This window comes from Arthrobacter sp. RT-1, assembly GCF_003367205.1.
GTDB lineage: Bacteria > Actinomycetota > Actinomycetes > Actinomycetales > Micrococcaceae > Arthrobacter.
The window spans coordinates 431-16,566 of record NZ_QRGQ01000038.1 but is presented as its reverse complement, the minus strand read 5'-3'; the positions used below and the strand labels follow the sequence as shown (position 1 = coordinate 16,566).

At 67.0% G+C, this 16,136-nt stretch carries 18 protein-coding genes and 1 pseudogene; 6 read left to right on the top strand and 13 right to left on the bottom strand.

Annotated features, from left to right (window positions below; all coding sequences use genetic code 11):
• Window positions 1-83: 83 nt before the first annotated feature.
• Window positions 84-1,151, top strand: coding sequence for a glycerophosphodiester phosphodiesterase family protein (locus DXK94_RS17965; RefSeq protein ID WP_115525970.1), 1,068 nt, complete (start codon window positions 84-86; stop codon window positions 1,149-1,151).
• Window positions 1,152-1,231: 80 nt separating this feature from the next.
• Here DXK94_RS17965 and DXK94_RS17960 read toward each other — a convergent pair.
• The 4 genes and pseudogenes from DXK94_RS17960 to DXK94_RS17945 all read right to left on the bottom strand — a co-directional run bounded on the left by DXK94_RS17960 (window position 1,232) and on the right by DXK94_RS17945 (window position 4,078).
• Window positions 1,232-1,566: pseudogene (locus DXK94_RS17960) on the bottom strand (cupin domain-containing protein).
• Window positions 1,567-1,697: 131 nt separating this feature from the next.
• Complete coding sequence (locus tag DXK94_RS17955; protein ID WP_115525969.1) at window positions 1,698-2,348, bottom strand: maleylpyruvate isomerase family mycothiol-dependent enzyme; 651 nt, start codon at window positions 2,346-2,348, stop codon at window positions 1,698-1,700.
• Window positions 2,345-3,025 carry a maleylpyruvate isomerase family mycothiol-dependent enzyme gene (locus DXK94_RS17950; protein ID WP_115525968.1) on the bottom strand — a complete coding sequence of 227 codons (681 nt, stop codon included), beginning with the start codon at window positions 3,023-3,025 and terminating at the stop codon, window positions 2,345-2,347. The genes DXK94_RS17955 and DXK94_RS17950 overlap by 4 nt, the downstream gene beginning before the upstream one ends.
• A gap of 183 nt (window positions 3,026-3,208) precedes the next feature.
• Window positions 3,209-4,078 carry a DUF1295 domain-containing protein gene (locus tag DXK94_RS17945; RefSeq protein WP_115525967.1) on the bottom strand — a complete coding sequence of 290 codons (870 nt, stop codon included), beginning with the start codon at window positions 4,076-4,078 and terminating at the stop codon, window positions 3,209-3,211.
• A gap of 159 nt (window positions 4,079-4,237) precedes the next feature.
• Between DXK94_RS17945 and DXK94_RS17940 the strand changes: the two genes are divergently transcribed.
• Window positions 4,238-4,975, top strand: coding sequence for a hypothetical protein (locus DXK94_RS17940; protein WP_115525966.1), 738 nt, complete (start codon window positions 4,238-4,240; stop codon window positions 4,973-4,975).
• Between the two features lie 10 nt (window positions 4,976-4,985).
• On the opposite strand, the gene DXK94_RS17935 is transcribed toward DXK94_RS17940, so the two are convergent.
• Complete coding sequence (locus DXK94_RS17935) at window positions 4,986-6,035, bottom strand: helix-turn-helix transcriptional regulator (RefSeq protein WP_115525965.1); 1,050 nt, start codon at window positions 6,033-6,035, stop codon at window positions 4,986-4,988.
• 120 nt (window positions 6,036-6,155) lie between these two features.
• Here DXK94_RS17935 and DXK94_RS17930 point away from each other — a divergent pair, with 120 nt between their 5' ends.
• Entirely contained in the window at window positions 6,156-6,554 is a 399-nt protein-coding gene (locus tag DXK94_RS17930; protein ID WP_079598502.1) for a DUF1304 domain-containing protein, read from the top strand.
• Window positions 6,555-6,574: 20 nt separating this feature from the next.
• Complete coding sequence (locus DXK94_RS17925) at window positions 6,575-7,009, top strand: nuclear transport factor 2 family protein (protein ID WP_115525964.1); 435 nt, start codon at window positions 6,575-6,577, stop codon at window positions 7,007-7,009.
• 31 nt (window positions 7,010-7,040) lie between these two features.
• Here the strand turns inward: DXK94_RS17925 and DXK94_RS17920 are convergent, their stop codons facing one another.
• The 3 genes from DXK94_RS17920 to DXK94_RS17910 all read right to left on the bottom strand — a co-directional run bounded on the left by DXK94_RS17920 (window position 7,041) and on the right by DXK94_RS17910 (window position 9,550).
• Complete coding sequence (locus DXK94_RS17920) at window positions 7,041-8,345, bottom strand: aspartate aminotransferase family protein (RefSeq protein WP_115525963.1); 1,305 nt, start codon at window positions 8,343-8,345, stop codon at window positions 7,041-7,043.
• An 85-nt stretch (window positions 8,346-8,430) separates the two neighbouring features.
• Window positions 8,431-8,814: a VOC family protein gene (locus DXK94_RS17915; protein WP_079598505.1), complete on the bottom strand. Its 384-nt coding sequence runs from the start codon at window positions 8,812-8,814 to the stop codon at window positions 8,431-8,433.
• A gap of 223 nt (window positions 8,815-9,037) precedes the next feature.
• Window positions 9,038-9,550, bottom strand: coding sequence for a mycothiol transferase (locus DXK94_RS17910; protein WP_115526005.1), 513 nt, complete (start codon window positions 9,548-9,550; stop codon window positions 9,038-9,040).
• A 117-nt stretch (window positions 9,551-9,667) separates the two neighbouring features.
• Here DXK94_RS17910 and DXK94_RS17905 point away from each other — a divergent pair, with 117 nt between their 5' ends.
• Window positions 9,668-10,063 (top strand): DUF1801 domain-containing protein, encoded by a 396-nt coding sequence (locus DXK94_RS17905; RefSeq protein WP_115525962.1) that lies wholly within the window; start codon window positions 9,668-9,670, stop codon window positions 10,061-10,063.
• Here the strand turns inward: DXK94_RS17905 and DXK94_RS17900 are convergent.
• Both DXK94_RS17900 and DXK94_RS17895 read right to left on the bottom strand, forming a co-directional pair.
• Window positions 10,047-10,559 carry a GNAT family N-acetyltransferase gene (locus DXK94_RS17900; protein WP_115525961.1) on the bottom strand — a complete coding sequence of 171 codons (513 nt, stop codon included), beginning with the start codon at window positions 10,557-10,559 and terminating at the stop codon, window positions 10,047-10,049. The genes DXK94_RS17905 and DXK94_RS17900 overlap by 17 nt on opposite strands.
• Before the next feature lie 8 nt (window positions 10,560-10,567).
• Entirely contained in the window at window positions 10,568-11,443 is an 876-nt protein-coding gene (locus DXK94_RS17895) for an alpha/beta hydrolase (protein WP_115525960.1), read from the bottom strand.
• Window positions 11,444-11,637: 194 nt separating this feature from the next.
• On the opposite strand from DXK94_RS17895, the gene DXK94_RS17890 reads away from it, so the two are divergent.
• Window positions 11,638-12,981 carry an amidohydrolase family protein gene (locus DXK94_RS17890; RefSeq protein WP_258868603.1) on the top strand — a complete coding sequence of 448 codons (1,344 nt, stop codon included), beginning with the start codon at window positions 11,638-11,640 and terminating at the stop codon, window positions 12,979-12,981.
• 53 nt (window positions 12,982-13,034) lie between these two features.
• On the opposite strand, the gene DXK94_RS17885 is transcribed toward DXK94_RS17890, so the two are convergent.
• The 3 genes from DXK94_RS17885 to DXK94_RS17875 form a co-directional block, all read right to left on the bottom strand.
• Window positions 13,035-13,772 carry an excalibur calcium-binding domain-containing protein gene (locus DXK94_RS17885; RefSeq protein ID WP_258868602.1) on the bottom strand — a complete coding sequence of 246 codons (738 nt, stop codon included), beginning with the start codon at window positions 13,770-13,772 and terminating at the stop codon, window positions 13,035-13,037.
• Window positions 13,773-13,837: 65 nt separating this feature from the next.
• A complete protein-coding gene (locus DXK94_RS17880) occupies window positions 13,838-15,238 on the bottom strand; it encodes a DUF1524 domain-containing protein (protein ID WP_181884872.1) in 1,401 nt (466 codons plus the stop codon).
• A gap of 207 nt (window positions 15,239-15,445) precedes the next feature.
• The gene (locus DXK94_RS17875; protein ID WP_258868601.1) at window positions 15,446-15,955 is read right to left on the bottom strand and encodes a DUF3592 domain-containing protein; all 510 of its coding nucleotides are present in this window, start codon (window positions 15,953-15,955) and stop codon (window positions 15,446-15,448) included.
• Between the last annotated feature and the right edge of the window lie 181 nt (window positions 15,956-16,136).

Genomic DNA, 16,136 nt, shown 5'->3' with positions numbered 1-16,136 from the left:
TGGCACCAAACGCGCCACCTGTCCTCCCTAGCGTGGACGGGTCGCCGGCCACCAGCCGGCCCCGTCATCCCAGGAGGAAACCCATGCGCCAAGTCCTGACTGCCGCGGCAGCCGCCGCCCTGATCGCCGCCATGGCGAGCCCCGCCGTCGCCGCCCCGGAGACGCAGGCCGGCACGCCGTCGTCGAACGCTGCCGGAACCGCCACCTCCGCACTCACGGTGAACGAGCGCAACGGCTCCTTCGACCTGCAGAGCCACCGCGGCGGCCGCGGCGAATGGACCGAGGAATCCCTGGCCGCGTTCACGAACTCGCTGGCGCTGGGCGTGACCACCCTGGAGCTGGACACTCACCTGACCCAGGACGGCAAGGTGATCGTGTGGCACGACGACACCATCCAGGCCGCCAAGTGCATCGACACCGCACCCGCCACCGCCGGCGACCCCGAGTTCCCGTACGTCGGCGACCGCGTGGCCGAGCTGTCCCTGGCCCAGGTGCAGACCCTGAACTGCGGCTACGTGCAGCTGGCCGGCTACCCGGAGCAGGAGGTCATCGAGGGCAACCGGATCGCCGAGCTGAAGGACGTCTACCAGCTGGTCCGCGACACGAACGCCGCCAAGGTCCGTTTCAATGTCGAGACCAAGGTGGAAAGCAGCCAGATCGGCGGCGCCGGCATGGAGTCCCTCACCCGCGCCGTGGTGGCCGACATCCAGGCCTCGGGCATGGCGGACCGCACCACCCTGCAGTCCTTCGACTGGTCCTCGCTGAACCTCACCAAGGACCTCGCCCCGGAAATGCCGCTGGTGGCGCTCTCCAGCGGCGACACCTGGATGGGCGTGGGCCAGCCCGGCGCCAGCCCCAACCTGGGCGGCATCGACATCGACGACTACGACGGTTCCCTTCCCAAGGCGGCGGCTGCCCAGGGGTACGACGTCGTCTCCCCCACGTTCCGCTCCGTCACCGCAGAGATGATCGCCGAGGCCCACGAACTGGGCCTGCCGGTCATTCCATGGACCGTGAACACCACCGCCGACATGGAGCACCTGATGGACCTGGGCGTGGACGGCATCATCACCGACTACCCCACGCGCCTGCGCACCCTCATGGAGGAGCGCGGCCTGAAGCTGCCGAAGGCGTACGGGCTGAAGGGCTAAGCCCCCTCACTGACGGGGCGGGGCCCGGCGCCAGCTTCTTCGAGCTGGTGCCGGGCCTTCCCCGTTTAAGGGTCCACCGTTTACCGGTCCAGCTTCACCGCCGTGAACAGTATTGCTGAGTCCTCCTCGGCCTCCAGGCTGTGCATGCCGTCCGGGACGATCAGCAGGTCGCCTGCCTTGCCCTGCCAGGCTTCGGCGCCCGCCTTCAGCCAGACGGAGCCCTTGATGACGAAGACCGTGGCCTCGCCGGGGTTCAGGTGCTCGCTGAGCTGGGTCCCGGCGCGGAAGCCATCACGGTCTGGCGCAGCCGTTTTTCGTGGCCGCCGAACACGGTGTCCGAGGCGCGGCCGCTGGATCCGGACACTGCTGCCTGGAGTTGCTGACGGGCCAGGGCATCAATCGACATCTTCTGCATGAGGACAACGTACCCACCTGGCGCCCCAGGATGCTGCCGAAGGTCATCGCTGCCGTACCGAGCAGCTCCCGCTGCGCCGGCGTCGTGTCTCGTGACTAACGATGAACACTCGATTTTTACCAGAAGGCCGTTCAGGCTGCGGTGCCTTGGAGGCGCGACCGGAGGGTCGGCACGCCTGGGCCGTTGAGCTGGTCAAGGTAGGTTTCGCGGCCAGCCATGCCCATCACCAGAGCGAGGGTCGATCCGGTGACCAGAGGGCCGGTGCCCGCAGCGAACGGCCCGTCGTCGGCCCGCAACCGCAGGCCGGCCACGTGGGTGCGGCTGGCAACGGTGAAGTCGTGCCGGGCGAAGAATTCGGCCACGGGTGTCAGCGCCTCGATGCTCGGTGTGCGGGGAAGCCCAAGGGGCTGGCGGATGTCTTGGGCGTGCACGACGACCTCGCCAAGGTAGGCCGGGGTGTGTCCTGAGGGTGCCGTGGTACTCCTGACGACGGCGCGGAAACGGTCGAGTGTCTCTTTCGGATTCTTGCCGCGGTGCTCGGACAGCCGGCGCTGGTTGTGCACGTCGGGACGGAAACGCGCGCCGAGCATGCTGCGCAGCCACTGCCACTGGTTCAGGCTGGCCGCGGCGCTCAGGTGAGCGACGACCTGCTCGACGTTCCACTGCCCGCACAGAGTGGGGTGCTGCCATTGCTCTGCGCTGAGGTTCGCCAGGTCCTGCGCCAGAGCGGTGCGCTCGGCGTGTGCCAGCGCCCACAGGTCGTCATTCTGCCATCTCGTCATAGCGCTTCGGGCGCCTCTCCTCGTATACGCGATTCATCGGTTGCCGAGCTGGCCACGAAGCGGGAGGCTCCGCTGCCTTTGAAGCTCCCCCGGTCCACGCGACGCCCGGAAACCGCGAGCAGCAGATCAAGCGGATCGGCCTCGACATCGTCTCCCTGGCCCCAGACCGCCCCGGTCTTCCGGTCGATCAGCCGAAGTCCGGCGACACGCTCGCGTCCTCCGCCGAAGGAGACGGGGGTGCGCAGCTGGTATGTGAGCGCCTGAACGACCGCAGGTTCGGGGTAACTTCCGGCAATGCCCAGGGGCCGGCGAATGTCCTCGCCGTGCACGATGGCCTCCACCAGGCGTGTTGCGAGGTTCGCCGGCGGCGTCCGCGTGAGTTCCGCAGCTTCCACGAGCGCGTTGACCGTGTCCCGCGGATCCTGCCGTTTCTCTCTAGCAATACCGTTTTCGTTCGCCCGATCGAAGTCCATGCGTGCCGTCAGCAGGTCTCGGACGAAGGCGAGCCGGCCGGTTCGTGCCGTGTCCACCAGGTGCGCAAGGACATCGTGGACATCCCACCCTGGGCAGAGGGAGGGGAAGCGCCATTGTTCGTCGAGCAGGTCGGAGAGATCCGCGGCGAGCCGTCGCCTCTCAGAATGAACGGTCTGCCAGACCGCTTCTGCTGCCCTGCGCATGCCGTTCCTTCCCGGTGATGTCTCGGTAACCAACACTATGAGTGCTGGACTAGACACTACTGCCATGCCCTGCCATACGTGGCCGGTCGAGTAAGCAGGTCAACCCGCCCGGGGCAGACAGCTGGAACACAAACGGCGGCACCCCAGCCGGGTGCCGCCGTCGTACGCCTGGTCCAGGGCCCGCTACGTAAGCTTCAGGACCAGCACCGGGGTGTTCTGCTTGTAGGCCTCATAGTCGGACTGGCCGCCCCACTTCCTGTCCGCTTTCTCCTCCAGCGGGGGCACGCCGCTGCCCTTGATCAGCAGCAGCGCCACAAACACCGGGGACACCAGGGCAGGCCACTGCCAGCCCTGCAGTACCGGCAGGGCAATGATGGCCACGCCCACCCACAGCGTGATCTCGCCGAAGTAGTTGGGATGCCGGGACCTGGACCAGAGGCCGGTGCTGATGAAGCGGCCCTTGTTGCCGGGGTCGGCCTTGAAACGGGTTTTCTGGACGTCCGCCACGGTCTCAATTGTGATCCCCAGCGCCCAGACCAGCAGGCCCGCCCAGAAGAACCCGTCCAGGCCCACCTTCCGGTCCGAGGTGATGGCCACCCATGCCAGCGCCGCGGTGAGCACCACCCACAGCCCCTGCAGGGTCCAGGTGTTCAGGAACCGGGCAAAGTCCTTCTTGAGCTCATCAAACCGGTCGTCCTTGCCATGCTTCATCACCCGCTGGAAAAGGTAGCCGCCCAGCCGCGCAGCCCACAACACCACCATCGCCGCCAGCAGCATGCCGCGCGCGTCCACGCCGGGCGAAGCCAGCACCAGGAACACCGTAATGGTGATGTACGTCAGGGCGCCGGTGAGGTCGTAAAACTTCTCCGTCTGCGCCTTGTAGGAGGGAATGAACACGAGCCACTGGATCACGAAGGCGGCGGCCACACCCAGTGCGAACACGGGGAAACCGCCCACGGTGGAGCCGCCCTGGCTCCCCGCGAGGGCGATGAGGACCGCGGCCACCACCGCGATGGGAATGCTGATGAGCGCCTTGCGGCGTTTTTCGGTCATGCGGGTGTGGTCCTTTCACGCAATCCGCCTGGTTCACATAGTCTTCGGAGCCGGGGCGGTGTTGTATGGGTGGCTCCGCACTGCCCGGTCCCCGTGACTCCCGGGGAATGGCCACCGGGCGTAGACTCAGCGCACCACTGACGGCAGAGGCGGGAAGCCATGAAGAGCATCCGGGCGCAGGTCCTTGAAGCAGAACAAAGCGCTGAACTTGGGCCCGGTGAGGACGAACGGTTTTCCGGCTACGGCGTGATGGGCCTGCCCTTCAGCTCCGGCCACGTCCTGGCCATGCGGCGGTTCCCCGTGACCAGCGTTGGGCCCGGCTACACCTCGTTGTGGCTGCGGCGCCCCACCGGCGCCTGGACCATTTACGCCGACGCCCCGCCCGAGCTCTCCTGCGCCCGCTACTTTGGCGCGGCCCTGGATGAGGCAGTCCAATGCCCTGTTGATGTCACCTGGACGGGCGACGCCGCCTTCAGCGTCACTGTAGGCGGGGATGTGGACCTGGCATGGGACCTCGAGCTGACGCCCACTCCCGTGACCCGCGCCATGACGGCGGTGATGAGCGCACTGCCCGCACCGCTCCTGGAAAGCCCTCCTTTCCTGCGGGTCATGGGCGCCGCAGCAGGACCTGCGCTGAGGGCGGGTCGGCTCGGGCTGACGGGCACCGTGCCCAACCGGCAGGGCTTCCGCGCCAAACCACGCCGGATGTGGTTTGTGTCCGGCAGTTCGGCGTCCCTTGACGGCGAGGATTTCGGCAGCCCGCAGCCCCTGCGCATCCAGACCGGGCTGGGCGATTTCTGGATCCCGCAGCGCGGCATCTTCCTGATCGGCGCGTCATCCTACGACCGGTTTGACCCGGTCCGGCATCTTCCGGCCAGCGCGCGCAGGGCCGCCTAGCCTCAACCGGTCACGCCACCAGCCTTGCCACGAGCTCGCCGCGGCTGCCCACACCCACCTTCCCGAAGAGTGACTTCAGATGGTCGTGCACCGTGTGCGGGGAGATGAACAGGTGGCGGGCGATGTCCGCCGTCGCGTTTCCGGACAGCACCTCCAGGCACACGTCCCGCTCGCGGGCCGTCACCCCATAGGCCGCCAGCAGCAGGGTGGCCAGGTCCTGCGTGGTGGCCGGCTCCACGGTGACCACCATCTGTTCGGGGTCGTCGCCGGTAATCAGGCGGCTGGCCTGCAGCACCACCCAGTTCTCCCCGGCGTCACGCATCCTGGCCCGCGCCGTGCCGGAAACGGAAGCGTGGGCCTGAGCCACTACCGAGTGCAGCGTCATGGTGAAGCGGCCCGGTGCCGCGTCCTCCACTTCGGTCAGCCAGGCAGCCGCGGCGGGCGTGGCAGCCCGCAGCTCACCGTGCAGCCCGGCGATCACAATTACGGGCCCGACGGCGGCGGGGCGGGCCGGGTGCCCCGTGCGGACGGCGATCCTGGTCGCCGCGGCCAGGGTGGCCGTCACGGCCTCCAGGAATTCCACCTCCCGGTCGGTGAAGTCCTTGCCGCCGGCCCGGAAGATGCTGCCCACTCCCCAGCACGCGTCGTCGATCCGGAAGGCGGCGCGCAGTTCGTGGTCCAGCCCCTGCGGCTTCAAGAGCTCGTTGATCCGGACGCTGCGGACCACGTCCCGGTGCGCGGCGTCCGAGATCCTCGCAATCGGGCGCTGCCGCCGCAGCAGCTCAGCGAACGTGTTCGGTTCCTGGCCCGTGTATTCGCATTCGGCGAAGCGGAGGCTGTACTCCTCATATTCGTCCTTGCCGACCGGCCATGGCCGGTAGTTGGTGATGGACGTCATCACCATGGAGTCGGGGTCGACGGCGGCCCAGCAGCCCTGCTCGAACGGCACCTCCCGCTGCACGACGGCGAGCGCCGACGGGTAAAGGTCGGCCAGGTTCATCCCGCCCGCGGCGAAGGCGGCGATCTCCCGCCGGGCACGCTCGGCGCGCTCCTCCCACATAGCTCCAGTATCCGCCCAGGGGGCGGCGCCGCAATCCCCCAAAGTGGGGGTTCTTCAAGCACCCCGGAACCCCCTTGTGGGGGATGGGGCCGGCGCGCACCGCCGTCGTACTCTTCCCTCATGAACGCCGTATCCCAGGTTTTCGCGGTACTGGCCGCCCTGATCTACATCGTGGTGTTCCCGCTGGAAAGTTTCCTGATGCACCGCCCGGCGGCGCAGAAGTTCCTGAGCACCCCGCCGCAGAACGTGCCGGCCGTGATGATGTGGGCCATCCCCACCGGGTTCCGCAACCTGGTGATCGGCCTGGGAGTCCTGGCCGGAGTGGTGGCGGTGAACATGGGCTACCTGGTGGCGGGCTACACCCTGGTGATCTACTGCTGCGCGAACATGGTGCTCACCGCGCCCGCCATGCTCCTGGCGGACATGCTGGGCCATTACCCGAAAAAGGGCGACAGCATCCCGGGAACCCTGGGTGCCACGGTGCCGGCCCTGATAGCGCTGATCGCGCTGCCGTTTTGAAGGAGTATTGGAGGTCAACAATGGGACAGGCCCGCGACGTGATGGACCGCCTGATGGCGGCCATGGGATCAAAAGACAAGGAAACGCTGGCACGCTGCTACGCCCCCGGCGCTGTGGCCTACACCCCTGACCAGGGGGAACTCCGCGGCCGTGATGCCATCGCCGGGTACCTTTTTGGCTTTTGGGAAGCCATGCCGGATGTCCGGTACGAGCATGCGGAAAAGCACGAGGCAGGCAACGTGGCCATCGACGAGGGGTTTGTGGTGGGCACCAACACCGGGCCCCTGCGCATGCCCTCCGGCGAAACCCTGCCCGCCACCGGCCGGCAGCTTCGGATCAGGAGCTGCGACGTGGCCACGGTGGAGGGCGCCGGGATCACCTCCCACCACTTCTACTTCGACCAGGTGGAGTTCCTGGCGCAGCTCGGGCTGATGCCCCAAATGTCCGAACACTGACCGATGTCCAGGCAGGGACCGGGCAGGTCCCTCAAAAGTTTGCCGCCGCAAGTGCGTCGTCCAGGATCGCCAGTCCCGAGGCGGCGTCAGCGTCGCTCACGTTGAGGGGCGGGGCCACATGGATCCGGTTGCCCATGATCAACGGCAACAGGCCACGCTCCAGGCATGCCTTGGCGAAAGAGGCCATCGGCGCGTTCGACGCACCGACGGCTCCCGGCGGCACGAGCGGTTCCTTGGTGGTTCGGTCGCGGACCAGTTCCATGCTCCACAGGCCGCCGATGCCGCGGACGTCCCCGATCACCTCGTGCGTGCCGGCCAGCTCCTTCAGTCCTGGCCCGAGAATGTCTGTGCCGAGGCGGGCCGCTGCTTCCACGGTTGCCTCTTCATGCATGGCGTTGATGGCGCCGACGGCTGCCGCGCAGGCGAGCGGGTGGCCGCTGTACGTCAGGCCGGCCGGGTAGGGGCGCTGGGTGAACATCTCATAGATCGCATCACCAATCAGGACTCCGCCCAACGGCACGTAGCCCGAGTTCACACCCTTGGCGAACACCAGCAGGTCCGGTGCCACGCCGTCGTGGTCGACGCCGAACCAGGCTCCCGTGCGGCCAAAGCCCACCATCACCTCGTCGGCTATGTAGACGATGCCGTGCCGGCTGCACAGTTCGCGGACCCCGCGCAGGTAGCCGGCCGGCGGCACGATGACGCCCGAGCTGCCGGTCACGGATTCCAGGACCAGCCCTGCGATAGTGGACGGGCCTTCCAGGAGGATCACCTGCTCCAGGTGCGCGAGGGCCCGCTCACACTCTTCGTCTGCGGTGCTTGATCCGAATGCCGTCCGGTACAGGAAGGGTCCAAAGAAGTGCACGGCACCCGCTGTGCCGGTGTCCGAGATCCAGCGGCGGGGATCTCCGGTGAGATGGATGGATGTGGTGGTGGAGCCATGGTACGAGCGGTACGCGGAAAGGACTTTCGGCCGGCCGGTGAAGAGACGCGCCATCCGGACGGCGTGCTCGATCGCCTCCGTGCCGCCGGTGGTGAACAGGACGTGCCCGAGCCCCTCGGGCGCGACCTCCACAATCAGACGCGCCGCCTCGCCCCGGATGTCGGACGCGTTCCCGGGTGCGAGCGTGCACAGCCGGTCGGCCTGCTCCTTGATGGCGGCGACAATCTTCGGATGCTGGTGGCCGAGGTTGGTGAATACCAGCTGGGAGCTGAAGTCCAGGTAGCGCCTGCCGCTGACGTCGGTGACATGGCTCCCGGATCCGCCCACCAGGGTGGGGACATCGCGTGGACCCTGGACAGCCCACGGGTGGAAGACCAGTTCGTCGAGGTTCATTGACACGTTCCTTCCGCACACCCACGCGGGCCGCTGCTGCTTCAGCGCAGGGCGGCCCGTGGTCGGTGGCTATCCCGTCAACTGGCTACTGTGTGCGCTGGGAGAGGTTAAGGATGTTGCCCTCGCTGTCCAGGAACCAGGCCGATTTGCCCCAGTCATCCGTGGCAAGGCCGTTCTCCGTCTTCAGCCCGGGCATGTCGTAGTCCTCGAAGACCACTCCCCTGCCCCGCAGTTCCTCCATGTCGCGTTCGATGTTGTCCGATTCCCAGCCCATCTGCGTGTTCTTCGCCGAACCCGCATTATCGGTCTGGTAGATGAGGAAACTCGTTCCGTTGCCGCAGCGGTACAGGAGGCTGTACTCCTCCATGGCCTCTGAAGATTCAAGGCCGAGCTTGTCCCGATAAAATTCCTTCGCCCTGTTGATGTCCTTCGCAGCGAGGACGGCCATGACTGCAGAATCCTTGAGCATGATGAATTCCTTTGTGCATTGTTCGCGTCGGCGGCGATGCTCTCCCCTGTGACGTTCCCGGAATATCCCTACTCCGGGGCCGCGTGGCAACCCTTTCCGCCATAAGCCGGGTTGGCCACCTGGGACCCTGCTGCGCAACGCCAGCCTTCATCGGCGCGAAAGAGTCCCCGAAGCTTATGGGCCCATTATGGAACCGAAATGCGGCTACGGAAATAGGCGATTCTTAGTGGCTGTGCGACCCGTTCAAACCCTTGGCGTAGGCAGCCTGGCCCACGTGCTGGAGGCAGTCCGCGAGGATGCTGACCAGGCGTACGCCGAGGGTGACGGGCGGGTCCCAGCGGGTGTCCACCACGCGGTCCAGATCTCCGCCCTCGAGTGTTTTCAGGAACCCCACGGTCTGCCGGTGGACCGCGTCGTAGTACTCCAGCAGCAGGCCCGCCGGCGCCTGCACGGCGTCCACCTGGTCGCTCGAATGGCCGTAGCCGGTATCCTTCCGGGACAACGGAAGACCGAAGCGGCCCACGAAATCCTGCGCGGTCCAGACCTGTTCGAGGCCGGCCGCGTCCGCCACCTGCGCGTCCTCCACCCGGCCCAGGTGCCAGATCAGCCATGCAATCGAGTTGCCGGTGCCCGCCGGCCTGTCGGTGAGGGATCCGTCGTCGAGCCCTTCAAGGACCGCTTCCACCGTTTCCCGGATCCTGCCGAAGGCGTCCAGCAGCAGATCATTCGACTTCATCATGAGCTCCTTAGGGCCATCTTTTGGTTCACATCCGAGCGGGAACCATGGCGCCATCCTATGCGCGCCGTTTTTCGTTGAGGGACGGCGGGGCTGCGGAAGGTGAACAATGATCTCATGAGCTACCGGAAGGACCCCCGAGTGGACCAGTACATTGATGCCCTTCCGCCGTGGCAGCAGGACATCTGCCACCAGGTGCGGGACCTCGTCCACGCGGCCGACCCCGACGTTGAGGAGACCATCAAGCGGACCGTCCAGCCCTACTTCGTCCTGGAAGGCAACGTTTGTGCGCTCCTCGCGGCCAAGGACCATGTGAACGTTTTCCTGTACGACGGCGGGCTCTCCCCGGACCCGCAGGGCATCATCACCGGAGGGCACGGTAACAAGACCGGCCGCACCGTAGCCGTCAGGGAAGGGGAGCCCATCAACGGGCAGGCTTTGGGCGACATTTTCAGGGCGATCATCGCCACCAACCGTGCCGGCGGCTGGCGGAAGGTCACTTCGGGCCAGTAGCCGGTCGCGCGCGAACCATGCGGATCTCTGGCAGGCTTTCCCATTCCGGCGGCAACAGCGCGCTCCTTCCGTCAGGCCGGAAGCCGTTCTTGCGGTAGAAAGCGTGCGCGCGGGGGTTGTTCTCCAGCACCCACAAGTACGCCGGTTGCTCCCCCACGGCGGCTGCCAGCAGCGCTGCCCCAAGCCCCGTGCCGTGCGTCCGCCGCAGCGTGTAGATCGAGTACAGCTCCAGCGGCACGGGACCGTCCTCGTCACGGCCCGGACCGGCGTCGGCAAATCCCACCACAGCGCCAGTAGCGTCCTCGGCGACGATCCGGGGCGCGGCATCAGCAAGAAAATGACGACGGCGTTCCACGCGTTCCGGGACGGCTGCCCGGCGGGCACGGAAAAAGTCAGCCGACAACAGGTGCGGGTAGCACTCCTCGTGGGCCAGCGTGTGCATCTCCACCAGCGCCTCGGCGTCGCCAGGAACAGCCTGGCGAAGAACGTAGTCCATCCCCCAGCCTAACCAGTGGCGGCCTGCCCAACCCATCCGATCCTCCCGAGCCAGCCGGCCAGGATGGGCAGCACCACTGAACTGTGCATCGCGCTCAGGTGGTTGAGGCCGGGAAGGACGTGCACCTCCCAGCCGGCAGCCACGAGTTCATCCCGGCGCTCAGCCAACGGCGCGCCGATCCGCACCTGCACCCCGCCCCACTGCGGGCTGTAGTCGATCTGGTCGTCTCCGCCGGCGAAGGCGAGGCGCGGCAAGGCAGCCGGGGCCGCCGTCGTCGAATCGTTGAAGTCCCGGAGCGCCTCGTAGAGGGTGACGAACTGGCGGGTCTGGGCCTCCGTGGTCTGGACGGCAGCAGAGTCCCAGTCCCCCGGCTCGGCCTCGGCCGCCGGCACAGACGCCGGATCCGGGGCTTGGGTGGACGCGGCGTGCGCGGCGCGGGTCACGGCCAGCATACTCCGGTACGGGCCGTCCATCGGCGGGAATCCGCCCATGGCGAGGGCGCGGAGACGGTCGGTGCGGAGGGACAGCTGGAGGCCGGCCAGTGCCAACCAGGAGTAGCCGTAGTAGCCAAAGGCGTCCGCGCCGGCGGCGTCGGCGATGGCCAGGAGGTCGGCGGCCAGGTTGTCCGGCGTGAGGGTGTCCGGGGCGGGGTAAGCCATCCGGTGGCCTTCATAGTCGGCCGTGATCACCCGGTTCGTCGGCGACAGACCGTTCACGAGGGCCGGTCCGAGTTCCGGCTCGCCGCCCCATTTGCTGATGATCTCGGCCTCGGCGGGCGGATGCGGCTGCAGCCGGACGGGCAGCAGCAGTGCCGGACCGTGACCGTGGACCGTGACGGGAACGGTGGAACCATCGTGAAGCACGGCCTCCAGCTCAGCAGCCATTGCGGGTCCCTCTCCTGGGTGCGGATGCGCAGCACCTTCAGCATGGCACCCGCTCCTGCGTCTGTCGTCGTTTGTCCATCTGGAATACCAAAGGTGTAGTGAGATACCTCGGAGTAGGGGTTGTTCCACCCTTGGAATACCAAGTACCATCAACGGAGCCCGTTTCCCCGCCGGGCGCCATCCCCAAGGAGACAATGATGTGCCTTCATGACCACAGCTCTGCCCCTACGCCGGCGGCCAGCCTCCCGCGCCGTGGCATCCTCGCCGGAGCCGCGGCGCTCGCCGGAATCTCCGTGGCCAGCATCGCCGCGCAGCTCGGCGGCGCATCCGCGGCGCAGGCCGGCGAGAAGCCCTCATCAGGCCCGAACTACCACGGCAGTCCGCTGACCCATCCACCGGTGATTATCGAAGGCGGCACCATCGTGGATCCCCAGACCGGCGGTGCCATCGAGGACGGCGTCCTGGTGCTCGACGGCGGCAAGGTGGCCGCCGTCGGAACGCGCGACGAGACACGCGAGGCCGTTGCCGCCGTCGCCGGCCGTGCCCGTGTCCTGAACGCGTCCGGCAGGTGGGTGCTGCCTGGTCTTGTGGACGTCCACGTCCACGCGAACGCGCTTGCCGACGCGCGGGCCATCCTGCAGGGCGGCGCCACCAGCGTCCGGAGCGGATCCAGCAGCTTCTACCAGGACGTGGCGCTGGCAGCACTGCCGGCCTGGGCGCCCGGTGTTTCCCCGCGCATGACGCCTGCCGGGCTGTTTATCTCCCCGGACCTCGGCGACTCGCTCCTTGCCGATCCGGACCTCGCCCCGCTGGCCACCCTTCCCACCGGCGTCCGGGAAACTGCTGACCTGGCGTACCTCACCCGCGTGAACCTTTCGCGCGGCGCCCAGGTCATCAAGACCCGCGCCAACCCGCGTGCGGGCATCCCGGAGCAGGACCCGCGCGAACTGGTTTACAACCAGGAGCAGCTGTCCGCTGTTGTGAAGGCGGCCAGGGGCGCGGGCGTGCTCTGCCACGCCTACAGCGCGGAGGGGATCGACGGCGCCGTCCGCGCCGGGGTGCGCAGCATCGAACACGGCGTCTTCGTCTCCGAGGGCACCATCGCGGAGATGGTGCGCCGGGGGACCTATTTCACGCCCACCATGGACGCGATCACCAGCATGGCGGCTTCCCCGAACCCCGTCCTCGCAGCGCGCGGCAAGGAATACGCCCCCATCCTGCAGGCCGCGGTGCGGGCAGCAAAGGAGGCCGGCGTGACCATCGTGGCCGGCACCGACTCCTTCGGAACGGACGTCACCCCGATCGGCACCGAAGCCCGCCTGCTCGCCGAAGCCGGCCTGTCCCCGCTGGAGGCGTTGCAGTCAGCCACCGTCCACGCGGCGCGGCTGCTCGGGCTGGGCAACGACGCCGGCCGGCTGGTCCGAGGCGGCTTCGCCGACGCGATTGTGGTGGACGCGGATCCGCTGGCCAGTGCGTCCGCACTTGAGCAGGTCCGGGTTGTTGTGGCGCAGGGAGCGGTTGTCCGGAACGGGCTTTAACGACGAAATGCCGCGGACACCTTCGCTGGTGTCCGCGGCATTCCTGGTTTGCCTTACTTGTCGCAGCCGATGCCGTCCCCATCGCGGTCCAGGTGCTTCCCGTAACCGGGTGAACCTGCGTAGACAGGTGCCGCGCCGGCAGCGCGCGCAGCAGTGCAGTTCGCGTAGTAGACGGCGGCCGGAGCGGGGGCAGCCGGAGCCGCGGGAACCGCGGGAGCCGGTGCCGGGGCGGGTGCAGCAGGAGCGGCCGGTGCCGGTACGGCCTTGCGGGCTGCGGCATCCCGTGCAGCCTGCTCCGCCGCGGCCTGTGCGGCAGCGGCCGCTTCCGCAGCAGCCTTTTCGGCTGCTGCCTTTTGAGCCGCGGCCAGTTCGGCGGCAACCTTTTCTGCAGCGGCCTTTTCGGCGGCAACCTTCTCGGCCTCGATCAGTTCGAGGGACTTGACCCCGAGTTTCACGGTGGAGCCCTCTTCCGCCTGGGTATTCTCAGCCGGGTCCTGGGAGATTACCTGCCAGTTGCTCTTCTTGACGATCGACTTGCCGTCCACAATGTCTTTCGCCTCGACCTCAAACCCGAGGTCTTCCAGCTGCTCCGTCGCCTTATCGAGGGTCAGGCCCACGACACCGGGAACGCCAACCTTTGCCGCAGCCGTGGTGGCCACAGCAGTTGCCGCCGACGCCGGTTCCGTTGCCTCCTGCTTGCTGCTGCAGCCTGTGAGCATCAAGCCAGCGAGCACAACCACTGCCAGCGTCTTCTTCAGGGCTCCTCCCGGAGCCTGCGGATTGAGTGTCATTTTTCCCCCTGGGAATGTTTGTGTGGGTGATGCGGATGGGTGCGAAACCCGGGTAAAGAGAGCGCCTATTCGCAGGCCACGCCGTCCGAGTCCCTGTCAAGCGCGGGCCGGTAGCCACCCTGTCCGGCATACAGCGGAGCGGCGCCGGCAGCCTTCGCCGCGGCACAGTTCGCGTAGTAGGCAGCCGCCGGTGCGGGCGCCGGGGCTGCAGGCGCCGGGGCAGGTGCCACGGGGGCGGGAGCAGGGGCTGCAGGTGCCGGGGCGGGTGCTGCGGGTGCAGGAGCAACCGGGGCCGGAGCCTGGACAGCAGGAGCAGGTGCAACAGCGGCGGGTGCCGGCTCAGGTGCCACAGGTGCCGGTGAGGCCACAGGAGCCTGGGAAGTCGTCGGCGCGAGCTGTCCGCTGCAGTCAGCGAGGATGCGTGCCATGGCGTCGTGCTCTGCCTGGGTCACCCACAACCCGTAGGTCGCCTTCACGGAAATCTGCCGGGCGACGTATTCGCACCGGAAGCCCTTGTTCGGCGGCAGCCAGGTGGCGGCGTCGCCGTCGCCCTTTTTCATGTTGGTCGGCCCGTCGGTCGCCTGAAGGTTCAGCGGATCGTTGGCGAACGCTGTCCGCTGGTCAGTGGTCAGCTGCTGTGCGCCCTTCTGCCAGGCGTCGCTCAGGGCGACCACGTGGTCGATCTGGACAGCCGAGCTGGTTGCGGTCCCCCGCAGGAAGCTGATGTTCGTGCCCGTGTAGGGGTCCGCCAGCATACCGGACTGCACCTTGCACGGGACGCTGTTGGTGAACGTGATTCCCGTCAGGTCGCGTTTGAGGGTGTCGTTGCGGGTGTCGCAGCCGTTGCGGTCAACGTCCGCCCACGCCTGGCCGAACAGCGCGCGGTCATATCCCGTCTTCGGCGCGCGTCCCTTGATGGGAAGTGTGGCCAGCAGATCCAGCGCCTTGGTTGCGTAGGCTGGCTGCGAGTTGGGCGACGTCACGGAGACACCCTGCGCCACCAGGGAGGGCGTCTCGGGATCCAGCGGGGCACCCGTTTCCTGTGCGGTAGGAGTGGACGACGGCGTTGCGCCGGCTGTGGCTGATGGGCTCGCCTTTGAGAATGCGGCTGTCGCGGCGGTGTCAGATGCGGCTGCCTCGAGGTCCTGCGTCGACACACGAGGGAGGGCGAGTCCACCGGCGATGAAAAGCACGAAAGCGGTGGCGAGGGCAACGGCGCCCGCCTTCCGCTTGGCGGGAAGCCACGCCCAGGATCGGCGTCCGGTGAGCAGGACATAAAGCCCGGTAAGGGCCGCCGAGATGGCCGCAAAGACCAGTGCGAGCCCAATCCCGCTGCTCAGCGCGCCCAACAGCATAAAGAGTGCGGTGATGCCGGCGACGATAAACGTGGAGGCGCCCGGTTTACGCGGCGGCTTCGGCGACGGAACGGATGGTGCTGGACCCAAAAGGGCCTCGTATTCGGACATTCTTTCCCCAATTAAGTGGGCCCACAAAAAAGGCCCGGCAATTTGCCGGGCCTTCTGCTTAGCCCGGCAAATGTGTCGTCGACGAGCCTATTTCTCTTTTTTGGGGTTAACGCACGATTACCGTGATCCTCGCCTAAGATTGAGCAGCTCTTGATCAGGCCTTGAGGAAACTGTCCGGGCTGCGCAGTTTCGGCTTAACAATTGCAATTACACAACGGGCATGCTGTCAACAGCCGCATTCTTCCCGCGTTTGCTTCTGCCCACAGCAACGGAAATTGCCACGATCACGCCAATCATGACGAAAAGGGCGGTTATGAGAGTGCCGGCTCCGCGGAACCACACTCCGTCGCTTTCGTAGCCGAGCACTATCGCGTGGCTGGGATCCGCTTCCCGGTAGACCACTGTGACGTACGCGCCGACCTCGGGGTGCTGGTCATGGTCTACGGCTGCCCAGGTAACGTGGTACGTCCCGTCCAGGGACATGAATTCCACCTCAATGTCGCGCTCGGAAGCCTTGGTGACGTCGTCGAATTCAACGATGGTCCCCGTTGTGTGGGTGCCGGTTCGGGCCAATTCTTCGTCGATGTTGATAAGGTGCTGCCCGAACACGATCATCGCGGGCCCCAGGCAGAGGACCAGCACCGTCACAACGAGGTTCAGCACCTGCCCCAGCGACAACTTCGACTTACGGTTTTCAGCAGTTCTACGCCCAGTCACTGCACCATTCTGCCGGACAGAAGACCTGCCCGTTGCCACACCGACCCACGCACAAACCGTCCCCGCTCCCTCGTTGCTCTGTCAGTTGTCGTTGCCATCCGGGTCGGTTGGGTGCGTTATCTGATATAGCATCCCGGGCTTGTTGGGGTGTTGTTTAAATGCGGGAGGCCCCAACCATGTA